Here is a 25483-nt window from a genome sequence, read left to right as displayed (position 1 = left end):
TGGACTACAAGCCATTTTGACCATATTTTTGCCTGTGCGCTGCCCCGGGGTCACTCTGCGCACGGCCGTCGCTGCCAGAACCCGCGCTTTGCGCTCGTCAGGCCGCGTCGGTCAGAAACCGCTCGGCCAGCTTGACCCAGTAGGCGCTGCCCACCGCGATGTTGCGGTCTTCAAAGTCGTAGTTGGGGTTGTGCACCATGCACGCGCCGTGGCCGCCCGTGGCGTCGTCGCCGTTGCCGATCAGCAGGTAGCTGCCGGGCACGTCTTCGAGCATGAAGGCAAAGTCCTCGCTGCCGGTCAGGGGCTCGGCCTGCTCCGTCACCTTGGCATCGCCCACCAGTTCGCGGCCGACCTGGCGCGCAAACTCGGTCTCCAGCGGGGTGTTGACCAGAACCGGGTAGCCGCCGCGGAAGTCGACCTCGGCACGCACGCCGTAGCTCTGCGCCTGCGCCTCCACCAGCTCGCGGATGCGGCGGTTGAGCAGCTCGCGCACGCTGCGGTCCAGCGAGCGCACGCTCAGCTTCAGGGTGGCGGTCTGCGGGATCACGTTGTTGGCATCGCCGGCCTGGAAGGCGCCCACGGTGATCACCGCCATCTGCAGCGGCGGCACGTTGCGTGCGACGATGCTTTGCAGCCCGAGCACGATGGCCGAGCCCGCCACCACCGGGTCGGCTGCATGGTGTGGCATGGCGCCATGGCCGCCCACGCCGTGCAGCGTGATGGTGATGTTCTCGCTCGACGCCATGAAGGCCCCGGTGCGAAACAGCAGATGCCCCGGCGGGTGGCCTGGCATGTTGTGCATGGCAAAGACCGCGTCGCACGGAAAGCGCGTGAACAGGCCGTCGTCCATCATCTTGCGGGCGCCGCCCAGGCCTTCTTCGGCGGGCTGGAAGATCAGGTTGAGTGTGCCGCTGAACTGCCCATGCCTGGCCAGGTGGTGCGCGGCCGCCAGCAGCATAGCGGTGTGGCCATCGTGGCCGCAGGCGTGCATCAGGCCGTGGTGGCAGCTGGCGTGGGGCAGGCCCGTGGCCTCGGTGATGGGCAGCGCGTCCATGTCGGCCCGCAGGCCCAGGCGGCGTTCGCCCGTACCACGACGCAGCTGGCCCACCACGCCCGTGCCGCCCAGGCCGCGCGTGACTTCGTAGCCCCACTCGGCCAGCTTTTCGGCCACCAGGGCGCTGGTGCGCACTTCCTGAAAGCCCAGCTCGGGGTGGCGGTGCAGGTCGCGCCGCAGCGCCACAAAGGTGTCGGCCTGCGCAAGCAGCGCCTGGTCAATGCCGCTGCCCATGGCTTATTGCGCCTGCAGGTTGATGGACTTGGCGATGGCGCGGAACTGCGCGATGCCGTCGGTGTAGGCCTTGGCGGCGTCGGCAATCGACATGCTGGGCGGGGCCGTCAGGCTGGCGGCTTCCAGGTTGGCGCGCACGGTGGGGTCGGTCAGCGTGCCGGCGATGGCCTTGTGCAGCGTGGCCACCACGGCTTCAGGCGTATCGCGCTTCACGAAGTAGCCGGTCCAGATGTTGAAGGTGAAGTCCTTGAGGGCCTTGCTCTCGGTGATGGCGGGGAAGTCCTTGGCGGTGTCGATGCGCGTGGGGTTCAGCAGCGCCAGCACCTTGATGCGGCCGGCCTTGTGCAGCTCGACGTGCTTGGTGCCAAGGGGTGACATGAAGATGTCGACCTGGCCGGAGATCAGGTCCTGCTCGGCCGGGGCGCCGCCCTTGTAGGGCACATGCACCATGGGGATGCCGGTGACCTTGGACAGGTGCTCGCCGAGCAAGTGGTAGAACGAACCCGGGCCCACGCTGGCGTAGGTGATGGGGCGGCCCTGCTGGGCCTGCTTGCGGGCGTACTCCACAAACTCGTCGATGTTGTTCACGGGCAGGTTGCCGCGGGTCAGAAAGCCGATCTGCGCGGTGGCGATCATGTTGACCAGGCGGAAGTCTTCGCTCTTGAACTTGACCGCCGACAACGCCAGCGGAGCCAGGATGAGCTCATTGGGCGAGCCCTGGAACACCACGTGGCCGTCCGACGGCTGGCTCAGCACCTTGGTGGCTGCGATGGAGCCGCTGGCGCCGCCCAGGTTCTCCACGATCACGGGCTGGCCGAGCTGCTTGCCCAGCGTGGTGTTGACCGTGCGCGCGATCACGTCCGACACGCCGCCGGCCGGGTACGGCACCATCAGCGTGACGGGCTTGGCCGGGAAGGCGTTCTGGGCGAACACGGTGGCGCTGAAAAGCAGGCCACCGATCAATGCGGCCGTGCGGCTGGCCAGGCGGAGGAAGTACTTGGGCATGGTTTGTCTCCTTGTGGATGGGTTGTGCAGTGAATGCTAGGTAGCCCAAGCCTATGCGTCCAATGTATTATTTTCCTGATCATCATTCGCTTTACTCATACCCGCCATGAACCTGCGTCACCTGGAGCATCTGCTGGCCGTTGCCGACACGGGCTCGTTCAGCCGCGCGGCGGGGCGGCTGTTCATCACCCAGTCGGCCCTGAGCCGCAGCATCCAGGGGCTGGAGGAGGAGCTGGGCGGCCCGTTGCTGGACCGGCTGGGCAAGCGCAACACGCTCACTCCGCTGGGGCTGGAGGTGGTGGAGCGCGCGCGCCCCATCCTGCGGGACCTGGAGGCCCTGCGCGACAGCGCTCGCCTGCTGCAGCAGGGCGACCTGGGGCGCATCAGCGTGGGTCTGGGCTCGGGCCCGGCGGCGCTGCTGACCATTCCGCTGCTGACCACCGTGGCGCGCGACTACTCCAGCCTGCGCGTGTCGGTCACCCACGGGCCGGCCGAGCTGCTGGTGATGCAGCTGCGCAACCGCCAGTGCGATGCGCTGGTGGTGGACCTGCGCCGCGTGGTGCCAGCCCCTGATTTGCAGATCGAGGCGCTGGCCGAGCAGCGCGCGGGCTTCATCGTGCGCGCAGGCCACCCGCTGGCCGGGGCCACCCGCGTGAGCCTGGCGCAGGTGCTGGCCTACCCGGTGGCCTCCACGCCGCTGTCGGACGAGGTGATCCGGCTCATGGTGGACCAGTTCGGCCTGCAGGCCCACCCCTCAGAAATGGTGCGGCTGGAGTGCGACGACGTGGCGGCCCTGCTGGCGGCGGTGGAGCAGTCGGACGCGGTCTTCCTGGGCGTGCACGCCGCCGCGCGGGCAGGCATGGAATCGGGCCGGCTGGTGCTGCTGCCCCTCTACCCCGACATGCGCGCCCGGGCACGCTACGCCGTCATCACCCTGGCCGGCCGCACCACGGCGCCGGCCATGGCGAGCTTTCGGGAGATCCTGCAGACGCACCTGTTTGACGATGCGCTGCAGCCCGGGGCTGCCTGAGATCAGATCGCCAGCGGGTCCACGTCCACCAGCCAGCGGATCAGGCCCTTGTGCGCGGGCTGGCTGCGCGTGGCCTGCAGCACCGGCTGCCACGCGGCCAGAAAGCGCTGCAGCGCCGCGCGGCTGCTGCTTTCCATGAGCATCTGCGCGCGCTCCACATTGGCCACGCGCTGGATGGTAAGCGGCACGGGCGGGAACAGGACCACGGCGCCATCCAGCCCCGGCAGCGCGGCGGCATGCGCTGCCGCGCTGGCCGCCTGCAGGAACCCCTGGGCGACCTCCTGCGTGCGCGCGTCGGCACGCACCAGCGCCTGGTAGGCAAAGGGCGGCATGGCGGCTTCCTCGCGCTCCTTCAGTTGCTGGGCGGCAAAGGCCTCGTAGTCGTGCTTGCGCAGGGCCTCGTACACGGCATGCTGGGGGTGAAAGGTCTGCACCCACATCTCGGCCTGGGTGGCCTGCGCGGCTACGTAGGCGGCGTCGCGCCCAGCCCGGCCGGCGGCCTGCATCAACAGGGCAAACAGCCGCTCCGACGCGCGAAAGTCGCTGGAAAACAGCGCGCCATCGGGCTGCACCGCAGCCACCAGCGTGATGCGCCGGAAGTCGTGGCCCTTGGCGATCATCTGCGTGCCCACCAGCACATCCACCTCGCCCGCGTGCACCTGGGCCAGCTGCTCTTCGAGCGCACCCTTGGCCTTGGTGGTGTCGGCATCGATGCGTGCAATGCGGGCCGGGTTGCCGTCGGGCCGCTGCACGTTGCGCAGCAGGGCGGCCAGCTGTTCTTCGAGCTGCTCGGTGCCACGGCCCATGGGGTGGATGTCGGGGCTGCCGCAGGTGGGGCAGTGCGCGGGCACGCGCACGGTGTAGCCGCAGTGGTGGCAGCGCAGGGTGCGGTCGGTCTTGTGGAAGACCTGGTGCGCGCTGCAGTGGGGGCAGTCGCTTTTCCAGCCGCAGTCCACGCAGTGCAGCACGGGGGCGTAGCCGCGGCGGTTGAGCAGCACCATGCTTTGCTCGCCGCGGCCTACACGGTCGATCATGGCTTGGAGCAAGGGCGCGCTGAACACGGTGCGCCGCGGCTGCTGGTTCATGTCCACCCGCTTGACGCGCGCCAGCGCCCCCGCGCCGATGCGGCTGGGCATGTGCAGGCGCACGTAGCGCCCGCCCTCGGGGTCTTCGGGCGTGGGCGGGCGGCTGGCGTGCCAGCTTTCCAGCGACGGAGTGGCCGAGCCCAGCAGCACCTTGGCGCCCTGCTCGCGCCCGCGCCAGATGGCCAGGTCGCGGGCCGAGTAGCGCGCGCCCTCCTGCTGCTTGTAGCTGGGGTCATGCTCCTCGTCCACGACGATGAGCTGGAGGCCCGGCATGCTGGCAAACACCGCCATGCGCGTGCCCAGCACGATGCGCGCGGTGCCGCTGTGCGCGGCCAGCCAGCTTTTCAGGCGCTGCGGGTTCGTCATGCCGCTGTGCAGCGACACCACCGCGCCCGCGCCAAAGCGGGGGCGAAGCGGCTCACAAAGCGATCTTCGAGCTGGGGGGTGAGGTTGATCTCGGGCACCATCACCAGCGCCTGGGCCGTGGGGTCGGCCTCCAGCATTTCCTGCGCGCAGCGCAGGTACACCTCGGTCTTGCCGCTGCCGGTGCTGCCAAACAGCAGGAAGGGGCCAGTTTCCAAGGAAATTCGGGTCCTGGCGCTCTCCTGCTCTGGGCTGAGTGCTATGTTTTCGATAGTTTCTGTGGTGTCGCCTGCGGCCTTGGCGGGGCGCTTGAGGCGCCGGGCCAGCTGCTCGGGGCGCAGGTCGCGCAGCTGAGGCGGCAAGGCGGCCGTGGCGACCTCGCCCAGGGCACGCTGGTAGTAGCGCGCGGCAAACGCCACCAGGCGGCGCCAAGGCCGGTCCAGCGGCGCCACACCGTCGAGCACACCGGCAATCGGCCGCAGCGTGGCGCCGTCGGGCAGCTCGCCGGTGGCGTCATCGGCATCCCACACCACGCCCAGCACCTCGCGGCTGCCCAGCGGCACGCGCACCAGGGTGCCGGGCGCGAGCGGGCGCTCACTGGCGTAGCTCAGCAGGTCGCCCACGCCGCTGTGCGACGGCGTGTGCAGGGCGACCTGGACGATGCTGGAAGACATGGGCAAAAAAGGTATGTCGGTTGCAGAACGTTGTGAAAGCCGGGCAGAGGTTTGTACGCTAAGTGCTTGATTGGCCAATCGAACGGAGAGTCATCCCGTGTTTCTGTGGATAACTTTGTTGACATCCTGTTCTGGCAACCTCCCAGGCCGCATGAATGCTGGCTGCGGACAGATTGCCTGCAAATGCGGCACACACAAAAAATCCTTATGAATCAATCATCTGAAGATTTTTGGCTGGAAATTTTGTGTTAAAGCTTGGTTGAGGTGTCATGTTGCACCGCATCACGGTTTGTGTGCATAAGTCGGACTCAGGCTGTCCGTCAAGAGGGGGCGACGGCACCAATCTGTGCTAGGGGCGCGATCTTGTGTGGAGTGAATTCTGCGAAACAACCTGCAAGTGCTTGATTCCACAGGAGATTTTTGAGTAGTCCAGATTTTCTGTGGATAACTTTGTTGATATCCACTGGGTTTGCGGCGCAAACCCTTGAAAAATCGTGCTTTCGCTGGATTGCCTGTCAAAAAAGCAGGGAACTAAATGCTTTATGAATCAAAGACTTAGCGTCAAGGGATGGTTTTTTTACAAATCATTCCGCAACCGTGCTTCCACTGAGGCGCCGCTCAGGATTTGTGCATAAGTGCGCTGCTTGGGCTGCTAAGCCTTCCGTTGTCCGCGCGAATGGCTGTGCACGGCTTCCACCAGCGCGGCCACATGCTCTGGCGGCGTGAACTGGCTGATGCCGTGGCCCAGGTTGAAGATGTGTGTGGGGCCAGTCGTCGCCTTGTCGGTGTGGGGCCTGCCAAAGCTATCGAGCACGGCGTGCACCTGCGTGACGATCTGCGCGGGCGGGGCGAACAGCACGTTGGGGTCGATGTTGCCCTGCAGCGCCTTGCCGGGGCCGCCGGCCTGACCGCCGACGATGGCGCGCGCCTTGCCCAGGTTGGCCGTCCAGTCCAGGCCCAGCACCTCGCAGTCGATGTCCTTCATGTCTTCGAGCCAGATGCCGCCGCCCTTGGTGAAGACGATGCGCGGCACGTCCTGCCCGTCCACGCCCGTGCGCTTGAGTTGCGCGAGCACGCGGCGGGTGTAGGCCAGGCTGAATTCCTGGAATGCGCCGTCGGCGAGCACGCCGCCCCAGCTGTCGAACACCATCACGGCCTGGGCGCCGGCGTCGATCTGGGCGTTCAGGTACTGCGCCACGGCGTCGGCGTTCACGGCCAGGATGCGGTGCATCAGGTCGGGACGGCTGTACATCAGCGTCTTGACGAGGCGGTAGTCGTCACTGCCTTTGCCCTCGACCATGTAGCAGGCCAGCGTCCAGGGGCTGCCCGAAAAACCAATCAGCGGCACGCGGCCATTGAGCGCCTTGCGGATGCTGGTGACGGCGTCGAACACGTAGCGCAGCTTGTCCATGTCGGGCACGCTGAGTGCGGCCACGTCAGCCTCATTACGCACCGACTTGGCAAAGCGTGGGCCCTCGCCCTCGGCAAAGGTCAAACCCAGGCCCATGGCGTCGGGCACGGTGAGGATGTCGCTGAACAGAATGGCGGCGTCGAGCGGGAAGCGCTCGAGCGGCTGCAGTGTCACTTCCGTGGCGAAGTCCACGTTGGTGGCCAGGCCCATGAAGCTGCCGGCCTGGGCGCGCGTGGCCTTGTATTCGGGCAGGTAGCGGCCCGCCTGGCGCATCAGCCACAGAGGGGTGTAGTCGGTGGCCTGGCGACGGCAGGCGCGCAGGAAGGTGTCGTTGGTGAGGGGCGCGAAAGTCATCCCGCGATTGTCGCAGGCTGGATGGCAAGGCCCGGCACAGTGCGCTGCGGCCGATACAGGCGCGTTCCAGGCCTGTGCACCCGCGGAACCGGCTTTGCCGGGCCGCCGGGTGCGTCCCCCGGCGGGGGAAGCGGCGCAGCCGCTCACGGAGGGTTCACCGTTCCGCGATGTAGTGGGACATTTTTGCCGCCTCGCCCGGCGCTAAAAATGTGCGCACCTCGGTCTCCAGCGCCTGGTCGGCCATCGTGGCGCGGGCGCGCTGGTGCAGGTAGTCGGCCCAGGATTCGACGATGAAGCGCTCCACGTAGCGCGAAGGCTCGCCCAGGTCCTTGTACACCCGCCAGAACGTGGCGCCGTCACGGCGGCGCGGCGCCTTCATGCGGCTGATGGTGTCAAGGAATGCGGCATCGGTGCCGGGCGCGATGCGGTAGCCCACTTCCACCGCCACGGGGCCCGCCTCGGGCAGGGGCTCGGCCTCGATGAAGAGTTCATCCCAGGGCGTGGCCTGCGTGACCTCGTGCAGACCGCCCATGCGCAGCGGCATGGGGCGCGCCAGCAGCAGGCCCAGGCCCATCAGCGCGGCCGCCACGTACAGGGTGGGCGCCAGCCCCACGATGTCGGAGGCCGCGCCCCAGAACGCCGAACCCATGGCAAACGCACCCAGCGCCGCCACCATGTGCATGGCCACGGCGCGTGACCGCACCCACTGCGGTGCGCTGGCCTGGGTGGCAGTGTTGAAGGTGGACATGGCCGACATCCAGGCCGCGCCCGCAAACAGCATGGACAGGTACACCACCCACGCCACCTGGGTGAAGGCCGCCACCAGCATGGCCACGGCAAACACGCCGCCGCCAGCGCCCACGATGACCTCCATGCCAAAGCGCGCGCGCAGCCGCCCCAGCACCAGGCCCACGCCCACCGCGCCTGTTCCCAGGCAACCCATCAGCAGCCCGAAGCCCGGCGCCCCGGTGCCCAGGCGCTGCGCAATCACCGGCAGCAGGGCCCACAGCGCCGAGCCCGCCGCGCTGAATGCCATCACGCGCACCAGCTGCGCCAGGATGATGCGCGAGTGCCATGCAAAACGCAGACCGCTCAGCGTGCCGCCCCACAGGCGTTCGGCGGGCAGCTTGGACGGCGGGTGGGCTTTGGGGGGCCAGCGGCGGATGGACTCCCACATCACCAGGGTGGTGGTCACCGTGACGGCAAACACCCAGCCCGCGCCGAGCTGGGCAAACACCAGCCCCGCCAGCGTCGGCCCGATGGCGCGCGCTGCGTTGTAGGCAATGCTGACGGCGGTGATGGCCTGTGGCCATTCGTCGCGCGGCACGGGGTCGATCACCGAAGAATTCCAGGCCGGCGTGAGCACCGCCGTGCAGCAGCCACAGACGAACACCAGAAACAGCACCGACGCAGGCCCGCCCCAGCCCCCCAGCACCAGCAGGGTGAGCAACGTACAGGCAGCCACCTGCGCCATCAGTGCGCCCGAGATCAGGCGACGCCGGTCAGTGGTGTCCGCCAGCACGCCGGCCGGCAGTGCCAGCAGGAACATCGGCATGAACACGGCCGTCTGCACCAGCGCTGCCAGAAACGACGAGCCGGTCAGCTCCACCATGAGCCAGGCGGCTGCCATGGTCTGCATGCCGCTGCCAACAAAAAAACCCCTCCGCAAATCCACAAGCCCCGGAAAGCGGGCTGGCGCAAGGGGCTCCACAAGGAGGTTGAGGTGGCTGACATGCGATGGTCGGGATGTCTGTGGGGCAAAAAAATCGGCAGTGGCTGGTGTGCAGGATACCGTCTGGGCGGGGATCGGCGTGGGCAGCCGCAGGATGCCCCTGCACGGTGCCGCGCACCGGCCTTCAGCCGTCAGCGCCGGGCAGGGTGCTACGCACTGCGCCACGTTCATAATGCGCGCTTTGCCCGTTTTGCCGGTCTCGTGCTGCGTCGCCACCAGGAGTTTTCATGCTGCGGTTCTTTCTCACGTTTGTGGCACTGCAGCTGACCCTGTTCGGGATCAACATGCTGGGCGTGGTGCAGCAGCACGTCATCCTGCCCTGGACGGCCCTGCTCGCGCGCATATGCGTGGCGCTCGTGACGCTGTTTGATTCCACGGCCGCTGCCGCTGGCAAGGTGCTGTGGAACACGGTGTCGGGCTTCGGGGTTTCCATTGAGCCCGGCTGCAACGGCGTGGAAGCCTGCATCGTGCTGTTTGCCGCTGTGGTCGCTTTTCCCGCCCCATGGCGCCACAAGCTGCTGGGCCTGGCGGTGGGCTTTGTGGCGGTGCAGGGGCTCAACGTGGTGCGGGTGATCAGCCTGTTCTACCTGGGGCAGTGGAACACGCAGGTCTTCAACTTCGCCCATGAGTACCTGTGGCAGGCGCTCATCATGCTGGATGTGCTGGTGGTATGGCTGCTGTGGGTGCGTGCAGACGCCAGGGCGCAGAGCCGGCAAGCGGCCCCCGCCCAGGCCGCAGCCGCCAGTGCGTAGCGCAGGAGCCGCCATGCGCCGTTTCTCGCCCCTGACGCGCTTTGTGCTCTCTGCCTTTGGCTGGATCATTGTGCTCACCGTGCTCTGGTCCCAGGTCTCGGCCTGGACGTCCCGCCCAGTGGCGGCCCTGGCACATCTCGCGCTGGAAGAGGGTGCGCCGATGTGGGTGCGCCAGGTCCATGTGAAACCGGATAGCGTGGAGCTGGACAGCTCGGTCGCGATCCCCATCGCGCAAGCGGGAGGGCGATGGGCGGAGCTGACGGTGGAGGTCAACCCGTCGCGCTATGCCTACGGGTTGACCATCTTTCTGGGGCTGCTGCTGGCGGCCCGTGGCGAGGGGCGGTGGTGGCGTGCTGCCGTGGGCTATGTGATGTTGCTGCCCTTTCAGGCCTTCAGCTTGGTGTTTGCCCTGCTCATGCAACTGGTGCTTTCGGCTGAGACCAACATCCGTTACCTGCGCATATCGCAGTGGCAGATGGAGGCCATCGTCTATGCCTATCAGCTGGGGGCGCTGGTGGTGCCCACCCTGGTGCCCATTGTGGTGTGGTTGTGGCTCGACCGGGCATTCGTGCGGGATGTGCTGGTCCGCGGCTGGCGTGAATCGCTCCGGCCCGCTGCGCAGTCCCCGTCCTGAACGTCCGCTCAGGCGCTGAGCAGCATTCCGCCCCGGCCCGCTTCCAGCAGCCGCGTGAGCAGCGGGTGCATCACCTTGCGGGCGCTGTAGATCAGGTGGAACTGTTCCTGCACATCCGGCGTGGTGCCCACCTGCACCAGCCCGTGGGTGTGCGCCAGGTGTTCGCCCAGGGAGACGGGCGCGGGCATCACGCCCATGCCGGTGGCGGCAAAGGTGCTGAGCAGGGCGCTGTCTTCAAACTCTCCGGCGATGTGCGGGCGGATGCGTTCGCGCTCCAGCCAGTGGTCGATGCGCGCGCGCATGGCGGCGTGGTCGGTGGGCAGCAGCACGGGCACCACCGCCAGGCTGTGCGGGAAGTTGTTGGCCGCCGCCTCGGCCCAGAGCGGGGGCGCGTACCAGGCAATCGCGCTGGTGCCCAGCAGCTGGCTGGTGGTGCGCAGGGCGGGGTTGGGGGGGCGGCGCGGTCTGCCAGCACGGCATCGAGCTTGTGCAGCGCCAGCTCGCCCAGCAGGGGCTGGAACTCGCCCTCGTGGCACAGCAGGCGCAGGTGGGGCTCGTCCAGCACGGGCGTCAGCAGGCGGTGCACGGCGAGCTTGGCGATGCCGTCGGAGATGCCCAGGTTCAGGCGCAGGGTCGGGCCGCTGGCGGCCTCGCGCACGCGCACCGGCAGCTGTTCGCCCAAGGCAAAGATGTGGTCGGCCTCGTGCAGCGCGGCCACGCCCGCATCGGTGAGCACCAGGTTGCGGCCCTCGGTGCGCAGCAGGGTCACGCCCAATGATTTTTCCAGCTCGCGCACCTGGGCGCTGATGGTCTGCACCGCCATGTCCAGGCGCTCGGCGGCGCGCGCAATGCCGCCCTCCTTGGCGACCACCCAGAAGTAGAAAAGATGGCGGTAATTGAAGCTCTGGCTCATGGTGATCTCCCTCGGACAAACCGGTTTGGTTCGTAAAAACCGAACCTATACTACCAATATCACAGGTTTTTATGAGTCCATGCCACCCCTACAGTGCGGGTCTTTGGCCGGGGCTCTGTGCCCGGCACGACAAATTCCACTTTCGGAGCACAAGCATGGAAACAATAGGAACCTGGTGGATGTGGGCGGGCTTTGCCGTCTTTGTGGTGGTGGCCATTGCCATCGACCTCTTGGTGATGGAGCGCCAGGGCGCGCACAAGGTCACGATGCAAGAGGCCGTGCGCTGGAGCCTGCTGTGGTTCTCGCTGGCCTTTGTGTTTGTGGCCATCCTGTGGTGGTACCTGGACGGCAGCCAGGGGCGCGAGGTGGCCAACACGGTATCGATGCAGTTCATCACCGGCTACCTGGTGGAAAAGAGCCTGTCGGTGGACAACATCTTTGTCTTCCTGATGCTGTTCAGCTACTTTGCCGTGCCGCCGCAGTACCAAAAGCGCGCGCTCATCATCGGCATCATCGGCGCCATCGTGCTGCGCACGGTGCTCATCCTGGCGGGCGCCTGGCTGCTGGCCACCTTCCACTGGCTGCTGTATGTGTTCGGCGCCTTCCTGGTGTTCACGGGCGTGAAGATGTGGGTTGCGGCAGGCCAGGAGCCTGACATTGCCACCAACCCGGTGCTCAAGCTGCTGAAAAAGCGCATCCGCATCACCCACCACTTTGATGGTGAAAAGCTCAGCACCATGGTGGACGGCGTGAAGCACTACACCCCGCTGTTCGCGGTGCTGGTGCTGATCGGCACCACGGACGTGATCTTTGCGGTGGACAGCATTCCCGCGATCTTCGCCATCACGAACGATCCGTTCATCGTGCTCACGGCCAACATTTTCGCCATCCTGGGTCTGCGGGCGCTGTACTTCCTGCTGGCCGATCTGGCCAACCGCTTCCACCTGCTGGCCTATGGCCTGGCGCTGGTGCTGGTGTTCATTGGCAGCAAGATGCTGCTGATCGACCTGGTGAAGATTCCGATCGGCTACGCACTGCTCGTGACGGCCACGCTGATTGCGGGCTCCATCGTGCTGTCGCTGCGCGCCTCGGGCGAGAGCGCACACGCCGCACCGCCCAAGGGCTGAGCGTTCACCTCCCCGCCCGCCCGCCCGCCGGGCGGCCGGTGTGGCGATGAATTTTGGGTGTTTTTGGGCTGCAGCGCTTAATGGTATTGCGCTAACAGCTATCGAAACAGTAGTAAACAGCAGGCCGTGGCGCCGGGCAGGCTACCGGGCAGCGGGGGTGGCTTGCGCCGGTGCCGGTGGCGCCACATGCTCGCGGCGCTGCACCACGACAAACCGGTCTGCCACAAAGGCGAGGCTGGTGTAGCTGGCGTTGGCTGCAGGGTTGCCGCCGGTGGCGTGGTAGTCCGAAAACGCCGCAGACTGGTTCACGAACACGCCCTGCGTGAGGTTGATGGACAGCGCCACACGCGTGCGCCGGCCCAGGGCCACGGCCTGGTCGATGTAGGCGCGGTCGGTGGAATACACCCCCAGCGTGAGCGCGCCGTGCGCGCGCAGCGTGGCCTCGGCCACCTGCAGACTGGCCGCGCCGGAGTCGGTGGCCACCAGGTACGACACCGGGCCGAAGCATTCCTGCCCATAGATCGCGCTGTCCGCCTGGTCGAGCGCAATGATCTGCGGCGTGTGCACCTGCGCGGTGGCGTACTCGGGGTGCGGCAGCGTGCGTGATGCGAGCACCACCCGCCCCTGGCCTGCCGCCTTGCGGATGCGATCCACGGTGTCGGGCGAGCACACGGCGCCCAGCACCGCCGTGGCCACGCGCGGGTTGGAGGCCAGTTCATCCACGGCGGCGGCCAGGTCGGCGCCCACCTGCTCGAAGTTCTTGTGCCCCTGGTCGGTGGCGATGCCGCCGCGCGGGATCAGGATGTTCTGCGTGGTGGTGCACATCTGGCCGCTGTACAGCGACAGCGTGAACGCCAGGTTGCGCAGCAGGGCGGCGTACTGGTCGGTGGATTCGAGGATGACGGTGTTCACACCCGCCATCTCGGCATACACACGCGCCTGGCGCGCGTTGTCGATGAGCCAGCGGCCGAACTGGTTGCTGCCGGTGAAGTCGATGCTGGCCACCGCGCTGTGCGTGGCCAGGGCCTGGGTGTCTTCGGCGCGCGGGGTCAGGGCCAGCGTCACGGTGTCGGGGTCCAGCCCCTGTTCGGCGAGCACATCGCGCAGGATGCCCACCGAGATCGCGGCGGGCAGCACGGCGTTGGGGTGGGGCTTGACGATCACCGGGTTGCCCGTGGCCAGCGCGGCAAACAGGCCGGGGTAGGTGTTCCACGTGGGGAAGGTGGCGCAGCCAATCACCAGCGCCACGCCCCGGCCCACGATCTCGTAGTGCTTTTGCATCACCAGCGGCGGGTTCTTGCCCTGGGGCTTGTCCCACAGCGCCTGGCCGGGCACGTCGGCCATGGCTTTCCAGGCGTAGGCAATGGCTTCGAGCGCGCGGTCCTGCGCATGCGGGCCGCCGGCCTGGAAGGCCATCATCGGGCCCTGGCCGGTGGTGAGCATCACTGCGTGCGCGATCTCGTGGCTGCGGCGGTGGATGCGCACCAGCGCCTCCAGCAGCACACCCACGCGGCCCCGCGCGCCCAGCGCCTGCCAGGCGGGTTCTGCGGCCTGGGCCGCGGCCACCAGGGCCTGCACGTCGCAATCCGGGTAGCGCACATCCAGCGCCACGCCGTAGGGCGAACGCTCGGTCGCCACGCGGCCGCGCTCGCCGGGCTGCTGCAGCGGGAAGTCCTTGCCCAGCAGGGCCGTCACCGCCGCCTGGCCGTCGGCCTGACCGGTTTCGCCATAGACCTTGGGCGAGGGCGATTCGGGGAAGGGCGTCCAGTGGCCACGGGTGGTCAGGGCATCCAGTGCACCGTCCAGCAGGGCGCGGTGGGTATCGAACAAGGGCATGAATTTGTCTCCATCAAGGGTTTGCCCTGATCGGTTTGACTTGCATCAGGGAGGGGGAAAGTTTATTCTCTACCGAACGGTCGGTCAACAATGTTTGCTCTCGATCAAACCCCCTTTTCTCCCACTTTGGTAGGCAGGAGTCGCCCATGTCTGAACCGCTGGTTGTAGTCACCGAAACGGGCGCCGTGCAAACACTGGCGCTGAATCGGCCCGGTGCGCTCAACAGCTTCACGGGGCCCTTGCATGCCGAGTTGCTGGCGGCGCTGGAGGCAGCCGCTGCCAACCCCGCAGTGCGCTGCGTGGTGCTGACCGGCACGGGGCGGGCTTTTTGCGCGGGGCAAGACCTGGCCGATCCCGCGGTGGCGCCGGACCTCACGCCCGGCGCCGCACCCAAGGATCTGGGCACGGTGATCGACACCTTGTATGGCCCGCTGTGCCAGCGCATCCGCAGCATGCCCGTGCCGGTGGTGGCGGCGGTCAATGGCGTTGCGGCCGGCGCGGGCGCCAATCTGGCGCTCGGCTGCGATCTGGTGCTGGCCGCGCGGTCGGCCAGCTTCATCCAGGCCTTCACCAAGATTGGCCTGGTGCCCGACACCGGCGGCACCTGGCTGCTGCCGCGCCTGGTGGGCCGTGCGCAGGCCCTGGGCCTGGCCCTGCTGGGCGACAAGTTGCCCGCGCCCGAGGCCGAGCGCCTGGGCCTGATCTGGCGCTGTGTGGAAGACGACGCACTGCAGGACGAGGCCCAGGCCCTCGCCCAGCGCCTGGCCGGCATGCCCACCAAGGCGCTGGTCGCCACGCGCCAGGCGCTCGATGCTGCGGCGCTCATGGACTACGGCCAGGCGCTGGCGCACGAAGCCGCGGTGCAGCGCACCCTGGGGGCTGCGGCCGACTACCGCGAAGGGGTGGAGGCCTTCACGGCCAAGCGCGCGCCCCGTTTCAACGACCGCTGAGGCCACCGACCCATGGATTCCGCAACCACCCCGATGAACCCCCAGGCCCTGGCCGACCATGTGCGCCACGGCATGCTGGCCCACGACCGCGCCACCCGTGCGCTCGGCATGGAGATCACCAGCATGGGGCCGGGCCACGCCACCATCACCATGGCCGTGCGCGCCGACATGCTCAACGGTTTTGACACCTGCCACGGCGGCTACATCACCACGCTGGCCGATTCGGCCTTTGCGTTCGCCTGCAACTCGCGCAACACCATGACGGTGGCCTCCGGCCTGTCGGTGGACTTTCTGGCGCCGGGGCGCGAGGGGGACGTGCTGACGGCGCGCGCGGTCGAGGTGTCGCTGGCGGGCCGCACGGGCGTGTACGACGTGGTGGTGACCAACCAGCGCGGTGAGTCCGTGGCGGTGTTCCGCGGGCGCTCGTATGCGATCAAGGGCCGCCCCACCGTGGCGCTGCCGGCGGCCTGCGGCGCCACGGCGCCTGAGGCGCGCTGAGCGCCACCACCTGCCCCCACAACAACAGACCCCCCCAGGAGACAAGCCCATGCCAGTGCGCCAACCCGCCCCCGGCGATCTGGAAGCCATTGAAACCGCCAGCCGCGACGAGGTGCAGGCCCTGCAGCTGCAGCGCCTGCGCTGGACGCTGCAGCACGCTTACGACAACGTGCCGCACTACCAGCGTGCCTTCGATGCCAAGGGCGTGCACCCCAACGACCTCAAGCAGCTGTCCGACCTGTCGAAGTTTCCGTTCACGGTGAAGAAGGACCTGCGCGACAACTACCCCTTCGGCATGTTTGCCGTGCCACGGGAGCAGGTGTTGCGTGTACACGCATCGTCCGGCACCACCGGCAAGCCCACGGTGGTGGGCTACACCCGCAAGGACATCGACAACTGGGCCGACCTGGTGGCGCGCTCCATCCGCGCCGCGGGGGGACGCGCCGGGGACATGGTGCACATCGCCTACGGCTATGGCCTCTTCACCGGCGGCCTGGGTGCGCACTACGGCGCCGAGCGACTGGGCTGCACCGTTATCCCCATGTCGGGCGGGCAGACTGAAAAGCAGGTGCAGCTGATCCGCGACTTTCAGCCCAGCATCATCATGGTCACGCCCTCGTACATGCAGGTCATCAACGAGGAGTTCATCCGCCAGGGCGTGGACCCGCGCGAGAGTTCGCTCAAGGTGGGCATCTTCGGCGCCGAGCCCTGGACCGAAGCCATGCGCCGCGAGATCGAAACGAAGTCCGGCATCGACGCTGTGGACATCTATGGTCTTTCGGAGGTCATGGGCCCAGGCGTGGCCAGCGAGTGCGTGGAGAGCAAGGACGGCCCGGTGATCTGGGAAGACCATTTCTACCCCGAGATCATCGACCCGGACACCGGTGAGGTGCTGCCCGACGGCGAAGAGGGCGAACTCGTCTTCACCTCGCTGTCCAAGGAGGCGCTGCCGATGATCCGCTACCGCACGCGCGACCTCACGCGGCTGCTGCCGCCCACCTCGCGCGCGTTCCGGCGCATGGGCAAGATCGTCGGCCGCTCGGACGACATGCTCATCATCCGCGGCGTGAACGTGTTCCCCACACAGATCGAGGAGATCGTGCTGGCGCACGGAAAGCTCTCGGGCCAGTACCAGATCCTGGTGGCGCGCGAAGGCAGCCTGGACAAGGTGACAGTGCGGTGCGAACTGCAGCCCGGTGTGTCCACCGCCGAACGCCCGGACATCACCGGCTGGGTGCGCCACCGCATCAAGACCCTGGTGGGCATTTCCTGCGACATCGATGTGCTGAACCCCGATTCCATCGAACGCACGCTGGTGGGCAAGGCCCGCCGCGTGATCGACCAGCGCCCGCGCCCCTGAGAACCCGCAGGCGCGTTGCAACACCCCGTACGAAAGGACTCCGTCATGTATACACAAGCCATGGACGTGTTGGGCAAGGATGGCGCCGACACCCGGCCCGCGCTGCAAAGCTCGGACGAACTGCAGCGGCAGGCGCAGTTTGACGCGCGCATTGACGCCGGAGAGTTCATCGAGGCCAAGGACTGGATGCCCGAGCACTACCGCAAGACGCTGCTGCGCCAGATCAGCCAGCACGCGCACTCGGAGATCGTCGGCATGCTGCCCGAGGGCAACTGGATCTCGCGGGCCCCCACCTTGAAGCGCAAGTCCATCCTGCTGGCCAAGGTGCAGGACGAGGGGGGCCACGGCCTGTACCTGTATGCGGCGGCGGAAACGCTGGGCTCCTCGCGCGACGAGATGCTGCACGCGCTGCACACGGGCAAGGCCAAGTACAGCTCCATCTTCAACTACCCCACGCTCACCTGGGCGGACATGGGCACCATCGGCTGGCTGGTGGATGGCGCGGCCATCATGAACCAGGTGCCGATCTGCCGCTGCTCGTACGCGCCGTACGCGCGGGCCATGGTGCGCATCTGCCGCGAGGAGAGCTTTCACCAGCGCCAGGGCTACGACAGCCTGCTGGTGATGATGCAGCAGGGCACCGATGCGCAGCGTGCCATGGTGCAGGACGCCGTCAACCGCTGGTGGTGGCCGTCGATCATGATGTTCGGCCCGCCGGACGACCAGTCGCCCAACTCCGCGCAGTCGATGCGCTGGGGCATCAAGCGGGTCTCCAACGACACCCTGCGCCAGAAGTTCATCGATGCCACGGTGGAGCAGGCCAAGGTGCTGGGCGTGACCCTGCCCGACCCCGACCTGAAATGGAACGAGGAGCGCCAGCACTACGACTTTGGCGCCATCGACTGGAGCGAGTTCTGGCGCGTGATTGCGGGCGACGGCCCCTGCAACGAAGAACGCCTGAACGCCCGCGTCAAGGCCTGGGAAGACGGCGCCTGGGTGCGTGAAGCCGCCCTGGCCCATGCCGCCAAGCACGCTCCCGGTGCGCAGCGCGCCGCAGCCTGATCGGTGATGACGCTGAACGAATTTGAATGAAATTGGCATCCAGCGCTTATCCCTATTGCGCCAACAGCTATCAATATTGAAGTAACTGTCTCCTGCCTGATTGTCTGGAAATTCCATGAACACCTCCGCCCCCACCCCCAACGCGGCTGCCACCGCCCACGAATGGCCCCTGTGGGAAGTCTTCGTGCGCAGCAAGGCCGGCCTGGACCACAAGCACTGCGGCAGCCTGCACGCCGCCGACCCGAAGATGGCCATCCAGATGGCACGCGACGTGTACACCCGCCGGCAGGAGGGCACCAGTGTGTGGGTGGTGCGCTCCGACCAGATCGTGGCCAGCGACCCCGGCGAAAAGGACATGTATTTCGACCCCGCCGAGGACAAGGTCTACCGCCACCCCACCTTCTACGTGCTGCCTGCAGCCGTGGACCACATGTGAGGGGTCGGCCATGCCACAACAAGCCAGCATCGCGATTAGCCGCGACCCCGCCGTGCAGTACCTGCTGCGCCTGGGCGACACCTGCCTGATCCAGGGCCAGCGCCTGGCCGAATGGTGCGGGCACGGGCCCGTTCTGGAGGAAGACATTGCGCTCACCAACATGGCGCTCGACCTGGTGGGTCAGGCCCGCGCGCTGCTCACGCGCGCAGGCCAGGCCGACGGCCAGGGCCACGACGAAGACCAGCTGGCCTTCCTGCGCGAGGAGCGGGACTACTTCAACCCCACCCTGGTGGAGTTGCCCCGTGGCGACTTCGCCTTCACCATGGTGAGGAGCGCCATGGTGGCCACCCTGCTCAAGCTGGTGTGGGAGCGCCTGGCCACCTCCAGCGACGCGGAGCTGGCCGCCATTGCCGGCAAGGCCGTGAAGGAAGCGCGCTACCACCAGCAGCACGCCGCCGACTGGGTGGCCCGCCTGGGCGACGGCACCGGGGAATCGCGCCGCCGCACGCAGGCCGCGCTGGCCACCCTGTGGCGCTACATGCCCGAGCTGTTCGTGCCCGACGCGGTGGACGAGGCGGCGCACGCGGCAGGCCTGGGCCCGCGCTGGGCCGACCTGCGCGAGGCCTGGATGGCCGAGATGGCGCAGATCCTGGCCGCGGCCGACCTGGCGGTGCCGCAGGAGTCCGCCTTCCGCAGCACCGGGCGGCAGGGCGTACACAGCGAACACATGGGCTACATCCTGGCCGAGATGCAGCACCTGCAGCGCAGCTTCCCCGGAGGTGTGTGGTGATGGTGGAAGCAGCACCGCGCCCTGCCGCACCCGCATCACCTGCATCCTTGGCTGCGGATGTGGGGGCGCAGTCCGCGCGCGTGCAGGAGGCCTGGCGCGTGCTGGACGGTGTGCTCGACCCCGAAGTGCCCGCCGTGTCGGTGCGGGACCTGGGCATCGTGCGCGACGTGCGCCTGCACGGCGACCTGCTCGACGTGGTGCTCACACCCACCTACTCGGGCTGCCCCGCGACCGAAGTCATCGAGGCCGACGTGCTGGCCGCCATCCACGCCGCGGGGCTCGGCCCGGCACGGGTCACCCTGCAGCGCGCCCCGGCGTGGACCACCGACTGGATCACCCCCCAGGGCCGCGAGCGCCTGCGCGCCTACGGCATCGTGCCGCCGGGTGCCGTGGCGCCGGGCACCGAGGTGCCGCTGCGCTTCATGCCCCGCGCTGCCGCTGCACCGGCCCTGGAATGCCCGCACTGCGGCAGCCCCCGCACCGAGCGCCTGTCGGCCTTCGGCTCCACGGCCTGCAAGGCGCTGTACCGGTGCCTGGCCTGCCGCGAGCCTTTCGAGCATTTCAAGCCGCTGTGACCCACCTCCCCCAACACCCATGTCTTCCACCGGGAACGCACTGAAAGCCCTGCCATGAGCGTCATCTTCCACCCCCTGCGCGTGCGCTCGATCCAGCCGGACACGGCGGAGTCGGTCATCGTCTCGTTTGACGTGCCGCCCGAGCTGCGCGAGGTGTTCGGCTTCACCCAGGGCCAGTACCTCACGCTGCGCACCGACATTGACGGGCAGGACCTGCGCCGCTCGTACTCCATCTGTGCCGGTGTGGACGACGACGAGCTGCGCGTGGGCGTGCGCAAGGTCAACGGCGGCGTCTTCTCCAACTGGATCCACACCCGGCTGCAGGTGGGCGACACGCTGCAGGTGATGGCGCCGCAGGGCCGCTTCTTCGTGCCGCTTCAGCCTGCGGCGCACCGGCATTACCTGGGCATTGCGGGCGGCAGCGGCATCACGCCCATCCTGTCCATCATGAAGACCGTGCTGGCGCGCGAGCCGCACAGCCGCTTCACGCTGATCTACGGCAACCGCACGCTGCAGTCCACGATGTTCAAGGAGGAGATCGAAGACCTCAAGAACCGCTACCTCACGCGCCTGGTGCTGCACCACGTGTTCTCGGCCGAGCAGACCGATGCGCCGCTGAACATGGGCTTTGTCAACCGCGAAAAGCTGGCGGAGTTCCTCAAGGCGCTGATTCCGGCACAGCGGATCGACGAAGCCTTCATCTGCGGCCCGTTCCAGATGAACGACGAGGCCGAGGCCGCGCTCATCGCTGGCGGCGTGCCGGCAGAGCGCATCCATGTGGAGCGCTTCGGCATTGCGCTGCCGGCGGGCGGGCAGGTGGGCGCCGTGGTGCACGAATCCTTGCCCGGCGATGCCCAGCATGCGCGCATTGCCATCGTGCGCGACGGGCTGCGGCGCGAGTTTGCGTTCAGCAAGGACCAGCCCAGCATCCTGGATGCCGCCTCCGCCGCGGGGCTGGAGGTGCCGTTCTCGTGCACCTCCGGCGTGTGCGGCACCTGCCGCGCCAAGTGCATCGAGGGCGAGGTGCGCATGGAGCGCAACTTCGCGCTCGACAAGGCCGAGGTCGCGGCGGGTTTTGTGCTGACCTGCCAGTGCCGGCCGCTGACGCAGAACGTGGTGCTTTCCTTTGATGAGCGCTGAGATGGGGCAAGATCGCCGCCCCGTCACCCACTGAATGCAGAGGAACACTGTCCATGGCCCGAGGGCGCTCTCCCGGATACGAAGATCAGCGCGAAATGATCCTGAACCAGGCCGCCGCACTGTTTGCGCGGCGTGGCTACCCCGCCACGTCGATGAACGAGGTGGCGGAGGCCTGCGGGCTGTCCAAGCCCACGCTGTACCACTATTTCAAGGACAAATACCACCTGCTGGTGCACATCACCGAGGGCCACGTCTCCCGGCTGCAGGCGCTGGTCGAAGAAGTGCAGGCGCAGAACCTGCCGCCCGAGGCGCGTCTGCGCACGCTGATCCAGCGCTTCGTGCAGGAGTACGCCGAGGCCCAGCACGCACACCGCGTGCTCACCGAGGACGTGAAGTTCCTGCAGCCCGAAGACCACGAACGCGTGTTGGGCAAGGAGCGCGCCGTGGTGGCCGCCTTTGCCGACGCGCTGGGCCAGATGCGGCCCGACACCGAAGCGGCAGGCCTCACCAAGGCGCTCACCATGCTGTTGTTCGGCATGATCAACTGGATGTTCACCTGGCTGCGCCCCGACGGAGAGCTCGACTACGAAGCCATGGCCCCCATTGTTGCGGACCTGTTCTTTGGGGGCGTGCCCGCGGTGCGCACCGATGTTGCTGCTGCACGGTCCGCCCCGTGACACCGGTGGATTTCACGGGTTTTCACTTAATCGAATGCATTAGACATTGGTGAATTTGTTGCCTAAGATCAAAAATTCCGTTTAGATAAATTTGTTTATCCATAACGAATTTCACCGCGGGGCGGCGCGGTGGAGTTATCACGGTGCCGAGCCTTCCGCAACCATTCCAACCCAAGGAGACAAACCATGAAAAAATGCAATCCTTTCCCCCTGGCCATCGCTGCGGCCGCCGCGCTGGCTTGCAGCGCAGCGCTGGCCGACATCAATGTCGGCGTCACCGTCTCCGCCACGGGGCCTGCAGCGTCGCTGGGCATTCCCGAGAAGAACACCATCGCGCTCATGCCGCGCACCATTGCGGGCGAGAAGGTGAACTACATCGTGCTCGACGACGCATCGGACACCACCACCGCGGTGAACAACACCCGAAAGCTGATCAGCGAAAGCAAGGTGGACATCATCCTGGGCTCCAGCACCACGCCCAATTCGCTGGCCATGATCGACGTGGCCGCCGAGGCGCAGACGCCCATGATCTCGATGGCCGCCTCGGCGCGCATCGTCGAGCCCATGGATGCCAAGAAGAAATGGGTGTTCAAGACGCCGCAGAACGACATCATGATGTCCACTGCCATCGTGGACCACATGGCCGCCTCGGGTGTCAAGACCGTGGCCTTTATCGGCTTCTCCGACGCGTACGGAGAAGGCTGGCACCAGGAGTTCAGCAAGGCGGCCGCCGCCAAGAACTTGCAGATCGTGGCCAACGAGCGCTATGCACGCACCGACACCTCGGTGACCGGACAGACCCTGAAGATGATCAGCGCCAAGGCCGATGCGGTGCTGATCGCCGGCTCGGGCACCCCGGCCGCCCTGCCGCAAAAAACGCTCAAGGAGCGCGGCTACACCGGCAAGATCTACCAGACGCACGGCGTGGCCAATGCCGACTTCCTGCGCGTGGGCGGCAAGGATGTGGAAGGCACGCTGCTGCCCTCGGGCCCGGTGCTCGTGGCCGCGCAGCTGCCGGACAGCCACCCCGTCAAGAAGTCCGCCATGGCGTATGTGGAAGCGTATGAAGCCGCCCACGGCAAGGGCAGCGTATCCACCTTCGGTGCCCACGGCTGGGATGCGGGCGCGCTGATGACGGCTGCCGTGCCTGCCGCGCTCAAGAAGGCCAAGCCCGGCACGCCCGAGTTCCGCGCCGCGCTGCGCGATGCGCTGGAACAGATCAAGGAAGTGCCCGGGGCGCATGGCATCTTCACCATGTCGCCCGACGACCACCTGGGGCTCGACAACCGCGCCCGTGTGATGGTGAAGATCGAAAACGGCACCTGGAAGTACCAGCCCTAGGCGACGTTGAACAGGTCTCCGCGATGGTGCGCGCCCTGGTTTGGGATGGGCTGCAAGGCGCAAACCGCAGCCATAGCCGATGCTATGGCGAGGATTTGCAACGCAGCAGACCGCACAAGGCAGGGATGCGCGACACGCGAGGGACTTGTTCAGCGTTGCCTTCGCTCCCCCCTGAGGCGCTGCGCGCCTTCCCCCCGGAGGGGGGACGCTCCCGGCGCGGCGGGGCGGCCCTTGCGCGGGAGCACTGGCCGGGGCCGCGACCCTTGCGTTGCGTTGCGTGGGGTGTGGCCCACATTGGCTTATGGCTGCCAAAAAATTCGATAGAAATGGCTGCTAGCGCTTTATGGTAAAGCGCTGGCAGCTATCAAATTAGTAGTAATAGCCAGTTGATCCGCTTCTGAACGAAAGCCGAATATGGATTTGCAGATCGCCCTGTTGCTGGGGCAGGACGGCATTGTCAACGGCGCCATCTACGGGTTGATGGCGCTCGCGCTGGTGCTGGTTTTTTCCGTGACCCGGGTGATCTTCATCCCGCAGGGCGAGTTCGTGGCCTTCGGTGCGCTCACGATGGCCATGATGCAGGCCGGGCGCGTGCCCACCACGCTGTGGCTGCTGCTGGCACTGGCGGCGGTGGTGCTGGTGGTCGAAGCCTGGCGCTGGAAGGCGGGTGCCACGGTCAACTGGCCCGCCACGCTGGTGTGGTGTGTGGCGCTGCCCGCCGTGGCGGCGGTGCTGGCCCTGGGTGTGCGGCCCACGTCGCTGGCGCTGCAGGCGCTCACCGCGCTGGTGCTGATCACGCCGATGGGGCCGCTGCTGTACCGGCTGGCGTTTCGCCCGCTGGCCGATGCCTCGGTGCTGATGCTGCTGATCGTGTCGGTGGCGCTGCACGGAGTGCTGGTGGGGCTTGGCCTGCTGTTCTTTGGCGCCGAGGGCTCGCGCACGCCGCCGTTCTGGGATGCGCGGTTCGATCTGGGGGGCATACCGGTGTCGGGCCAGTCGCTGGTGGTGCTGGGAGTCACGCTGGCCCTGGTGGTGCTGCTGTTCGTGTTCTTCGGCCGCTCGATGGTGGGCAAGGCCCTGCGCGCCACCGCCATCAACCGCGTGGGCGCGCGCCTCATGGGCATCCCCACCGAGCTGTCGGGCGACGTGAGCTTTGCGCTGGCGGCGCTGATCGGCGCCATCTCGGGCCTGCTGATCGCGCCGCTGACCACGGTGTATTACGACACCGGCTTTCTCATCGGCCTCAAGGGCTTCGTGGCGGCCATCGTCGGTGGCCTGGCCAGCTATCCCCTGGCCCTGGCCGGGGCGCTGCTGGTGGGGCAGCTGGAGTCGTTCGCCTCGTTCTGGGCCAGTGCCTACAAGGAGGTGCTGGTGTTCACATTGATTGTTCCGGTGCTGTGGTGGCGGTCGCTCAACAGCCACCATGTGGAGGATGAAGAATGAGCGCGCCCCTGAATGCACCCGCCGCTGCACGGGCGGCAGCGCCGGCCCCGCGCGGCGTGGTCACGCGCACCCAGCTCACGCTGGCCTGCGTGGTGCTGCTGGCCCTGGCCTGGGGCTGGCTGCCGGATTTCACCGTGGTGGTGCTGTCCAACATCGGCCTGTTCGCCCTGGTGGCGGCGGGCCTGGTGATGCTGACCGGCGTGGGCGGCATGACGTCCTTCGGCCAGGCGGCGTTTGTGGGCATCGGCGCCTATGCCACGGCCTGGGCCTGCACCGCGCCCGGCCCCGCGCAGGCGCTGGGCGCCATCGTGGGCGCCGAGGGCCTGCCCTGGGCCGGACTGGCCCTGGGCCTGGTGCTGACCGGGGTGGTGGCCTGGGCGCTGGGGGCCGTCACGCTCAAGCTGTCGGGCCACTACCTGCCGCTGTGCACCATTGCCTGGGGGCTCTCCCTGTACTACCTGTTCGGCAACATGCAGTTCCTGGGCGGGCAGACCGGTATTACGGGCGTCCCGCCGCTCATGCTGGGCACGTTCTCGCTGGCCTCGCCGCGGGCTATCGGCGTGCTGATCTGGGCGGTGCTGCTGGTGGCCTTGTGGCTGCTGCACAACCTGCTCGACTCGCGCGAAGGCCGCGCCATCCGCGCGCTCAAGGGCGGGCGGGTGATGGCCGAATCCATGGGTGTGGACACCGCCCGCTACCGCATCAAGCTCTTCGTGCTGGCGGCGCTGCTGGCGGCCATTTCGGGCTGGCTGTATGCGCACATGCAGCGCTTTGTCAGCCCCACGCCGTTCAACCTGAACATCGGCATCGAATACCTGTTCATGGCCGTGGTGGGCGGCGCCGGGCATCTGTGGGGCGCGGTGCTGGGCGCCACGCTCATCACCCTGCTCAAGGAAAAGCTGCAGGACATCCTGCCGAGCCTGCTGGGCACCAGCGGCAACTTTGAGATCATCGTGTTTGGCCTGCTCATGGTGCTGGTGCTGCAGCGCTTTGCCGATGGCCTGTGG

At 67.4% G+C, this 25483-nt stretch carries 21 protein-coding genes and 2 pseudogenes; 16 read left to right on the top strand and 7 right to left on the bottom strand.

Annotated elements, in window-relative coordinates; all coding sequences use genetic code 11:
• Positions 1 to 97 precede the first annotated feature (97 nt).
• Positions 98 to 1288, bottom strand: a complete 1191-nt coding sequence (locus KYG_RS06175) for a M20 aminoacylase family protein (RefSeq protein ID WP_008903987.1) — start codon at positions 1286 to 1288, stop codon at positions 98 to 100.
• Positions 1289 to 1291: 3 nt separating this feature from the next.
• The gene (locus KYG_RS06170; protein WP_008903986.1) at positions 1292 to 2293 is read right to left on the bottom strand and encodes a tripartite tricarboxylate transporter substrate binding protein; all 1002 of its coding nucleotides are present in this window, start codon (positions 2291 to 2293) and stop codon (positions 1292 to 1294) included.
• Between the two features lie 106 nt (positions 2294 to 2399).
• Between KYG_RS06170 and KYG_RS06165 the strand changes: the two genes are divergently transcribed.
• Positions 2400 to 3323 carry a LysR family transcriptional regulator gene (locus KYG_RS06165; protein ID WP_008903985.1) on the top strand — a complete coding sequence of 308 codons (924 nt, stop codon included), beginning with the start codon at positions 2400 to 2402 and terminating at the stop codon, positions 3321 to 3323.
• Positions 3324 to 3325: 2 nt separating this feature from the next.
• Here KYG_RS06165 and priA read toward each other — a convergent pair.
• The 3 genes and pseudogenes from priA to KYG_RS06150 form a co-directional block, all read right to left on the bottom strand.
• Positions 3326 to 5445 (bottom strand): annotated as a pseudogene (gene priA, locus KYG_RS06160) (primosomal protein N').
• Between the two features lie 652 nt (positions 5446 to 6097).
• A complete protein-coding gene (hemE, locus tag KYG_RS06155) occupies positions 6098 to 7210 on the bottom strand; it encodes a uroporphyrinogen decarboxylase (RefSeq protein WP_008903984.1) in 1113 nt (370 codons plus the stop codon).
• Between the two features lie 154 nt (positions 7211 to 7364).
• Complete coding sequence (locus tag KYG_RS06150; protein WP_237707213.1) at positions 7365 to 8849, bottom strand: MFS transporter; 1485 nt, start codon at positions 8847 to 8849, stop codon at positions 7365 to 7367.
• A 320-nt stretch (positions 8850 to 9169) separates the two neighbouring features.
• Between KYG_RS06150 and xrtH the strand changes: the two genes are divergently transcribed.
• On the top strand, positions 9170 to 9694 hold the full coding sequence (gene xrtH / locus KYG_RS06145) for an exosortase H (protein ID WP_008903982.1): 525 nt from the start codon (positions 9170 to 9172) through the stop codon (positions 9692 to 9694).
• A 13-nt stretch (positions 9695 to 9707) separates the two neighbouring features.
• Entirely contained in the window at positions 9708 to 10328 is a 621-nt protein-coding gene (locus KYG_RS06140; protein WP_008903981.1) for an exosortase H-associated membrane protein, read from the top strand.
• A gap of 8 nt (positions 10329 to 10336) precedes the next feature.
• On the opposite strand, the pseudogene KYG_RS06135 reads toward KYG_RS06140, so the two are convergent.
• Positions 10337 to 11241: pseudogene (locus tag KYG_RS06135) on the bottom strand (LysR family transcriptional regulator).
• A 155-nt stretch (positions 11242 to 11396) separates the two neighbouring features.
• Here KYG_RS06135 and KYG_RS06130 point away from each other — a divergent pair.
• Positions 11397 to 12368 (top strand): TerC family protein, encoded by a 972-nt coding sequence (locus KYG_RS06130; protein WP_034693386.1) that lies wholly within the window; start codon positions 11397 to 11399, stop codon positions 12366 to 12368.
• A 141-nt stretch (positions 12369 to 12509) separates the two neighbouring features.
• On the opposite strand, the gene paaN is transcribed toward KYG_RS06130, so the two are convergent.
• Positions 12510 to 14204 carry a phenylacetic acid degradation protein PaaN gene (paaN, locus tag KYG_RS06125; protein ID WP_008903979.1) on the bottom strand — a complete coding sequence of 565 codons (1695 nt, stop codon included), beginning with the start codon at positions 14202 to 14204 and terminating at the stop codon, positions 12510 to 12512.
• 146 nt (positions 14205 to 14350) lie between these two features.
• Between paaN and KYG_RS06120 the strand changes: the two genes are divergently transcribed.
• From KYG_RS06120 to KYG_RS06065, 12 genes are all read left to right on the top strand, one after another.
• On the top strand, positions 14351 to 15154 hold the full coding sequence (locus tag KYG_RS06120; protein ID WP_008903978.1) for an enoyl-CoA hydratase-related protein: 804 nt from the start codon (positions 14351 to 14353) through the stop codon (positions 15152 to 15154).
• Between the two features lie 12 nt (positions 15155 to 15166).
• Positions 15167 to 15652 carry a hydroxyphenylacetyl-CoA thioesterase PaaI gene (gene paaI, locus KYG_RS06115; RefSeq protein ID WP_034693384.1) on the top strand — a complete coding sequence of 162 codons (486 nt, stop codon included), beginning with the start codon at positions 15167 to 15169 and terminating at the stop codon, positions 15650 to 15652.
• A gap of 49 nt (positions 15653 to 15701) precedes the next feature.
• On the top strand, positions 15702 to 17012 hold the full coding sequence (gene paaK / locus KYG_RS06110; protein ID WP_008903976.1) for a phenylacetate--CoA ligase PaaK: 1311 nt from the start codon (positions 15702 to 15704) through the stop codon (positions 17010 to 17012).
• Between the two features lie 45 nt (positions 17013 to 17057).
• The gene (gene paaA, locus KYG_RS06105) at positions 17058 to 18074 is read left to right on the top strand and encodes a 1,2-phenylacetyl-CoA epoxidase subunit PaaA (protein ID WP_008903975.1); all 1017 of its coding nucleotides are present in this window, start codon (positions 17058 to 17060) and stop codon (positions 18072 to 18074) included.
• A 115-nt stretch (positions 18075 to 18189) separates the two neighbouring features.
• Entirely contained in the window at positions 18190 to 18510 is a 321-nt protein-coding gene (paaB, locus tag KYG_RS06100; protein ID WP_008903974.1) for a 1,2-phenylacetyl-CoA epoxidase subunit PaaB, read from the top strand.
• 10 nt (positions 18511 to 18520) lie between these two features.
• Entirely contained in the window at positions 18521 to 19300 is a 780-nt protein-coding gene (paaC, locus tag KYG_RS06095; RefSeq protein WP_008903973.1) for a 1,2-phenylacetyl-CoA epoxidase subunit PaaC, read from the top strand.
• A complete protein-coding gene (gene paaD, locus KYG_RS06090; protein WP_008903972.1) occupies positions 19300 to 19875 on the top strand; it encodes a 1,2-phenylacetyl-CoA epoxidase subunit PaaD in 576 nt (191 codons plus the stop codon). The genes paaC and paaD overlap by 1 nt, the downstream gene beginning before the upstream one ends.
• Before the next feature lie 54 nt (positions 19876 to 19929).
• Entirely contained in the window at positions 19930 to 21015 is a 1086-nt protein-coding gene (gene paaE, locus KYG_RS06085; protein ID WP_008903971.1) for a 1,2-phenylacetyl-CoA epoxidase subunit PaaE, read from the top strand.
• Positions 21016 to 21068: 53 nt separating this feature from the next.
• Positions 21069 to 21692 (top strand): TetR/AcrR family transcriptional regulator, encoded by a 624-nt coding sequence (locus KYG_RS06080; RefSeq protein ID WP_034693381.1) that lies wholly within the window; start codon positions 21069 to 21071, stop codon positions 21690 to 21692.
• A gap of 186 nt (positions 21693 to 21878) precedes the next feature.
• Positions 21879 to 23033 carry an ABC transporter substrate-binding protein gene (locus KYG_RS06075; RefSeq protein ID WP_008903969.1) on the top strand — a complete coding sequence of 385 codons (1155 nt, stop codon included), beginning with the start codon at positions 21879 to 21881 and terminating at the stop codon, positions 23031 to 23033.
• 414 nt (positions 23034 to 23447) lie between these two features.
• On the top strand, positions 23448 to 24476 hold the full coding sequence (locus KYG_RS06070) for a branched-chain amino acid ABC transporter permease (RefSeq protein WP_008903968.1): 1029 nt from the start codon (positions 23448 to 23450) through the stop codon (positions 24474 to 24476).
• Positions 24473 to 25483 (top strand): branched-chain amino acid ABC transporter permease (locus tag KYG_RS06065; protein WP_008903967.1); only part of this gene is annotated, 1011 nt, incomplete at its 3' end. The genes KYG_RS06070 and KYG_RS06065, both read left to right, overlap by 4 nt.

It is taken from the genome of Acidovorax sp. NO-1 (assembly GCF_000238595.1).
GTDB lineage: Bacteria > Pseudomonadota > Gammaproteobacteria > Burkholderiales > Burkholderiaceae_C > Acidovorax.
The sequence above is the reverse complement of the archived record's forward strand: the minus strand, read 5'-3'. Positions and strand labels throughout refer to the sequence as shown.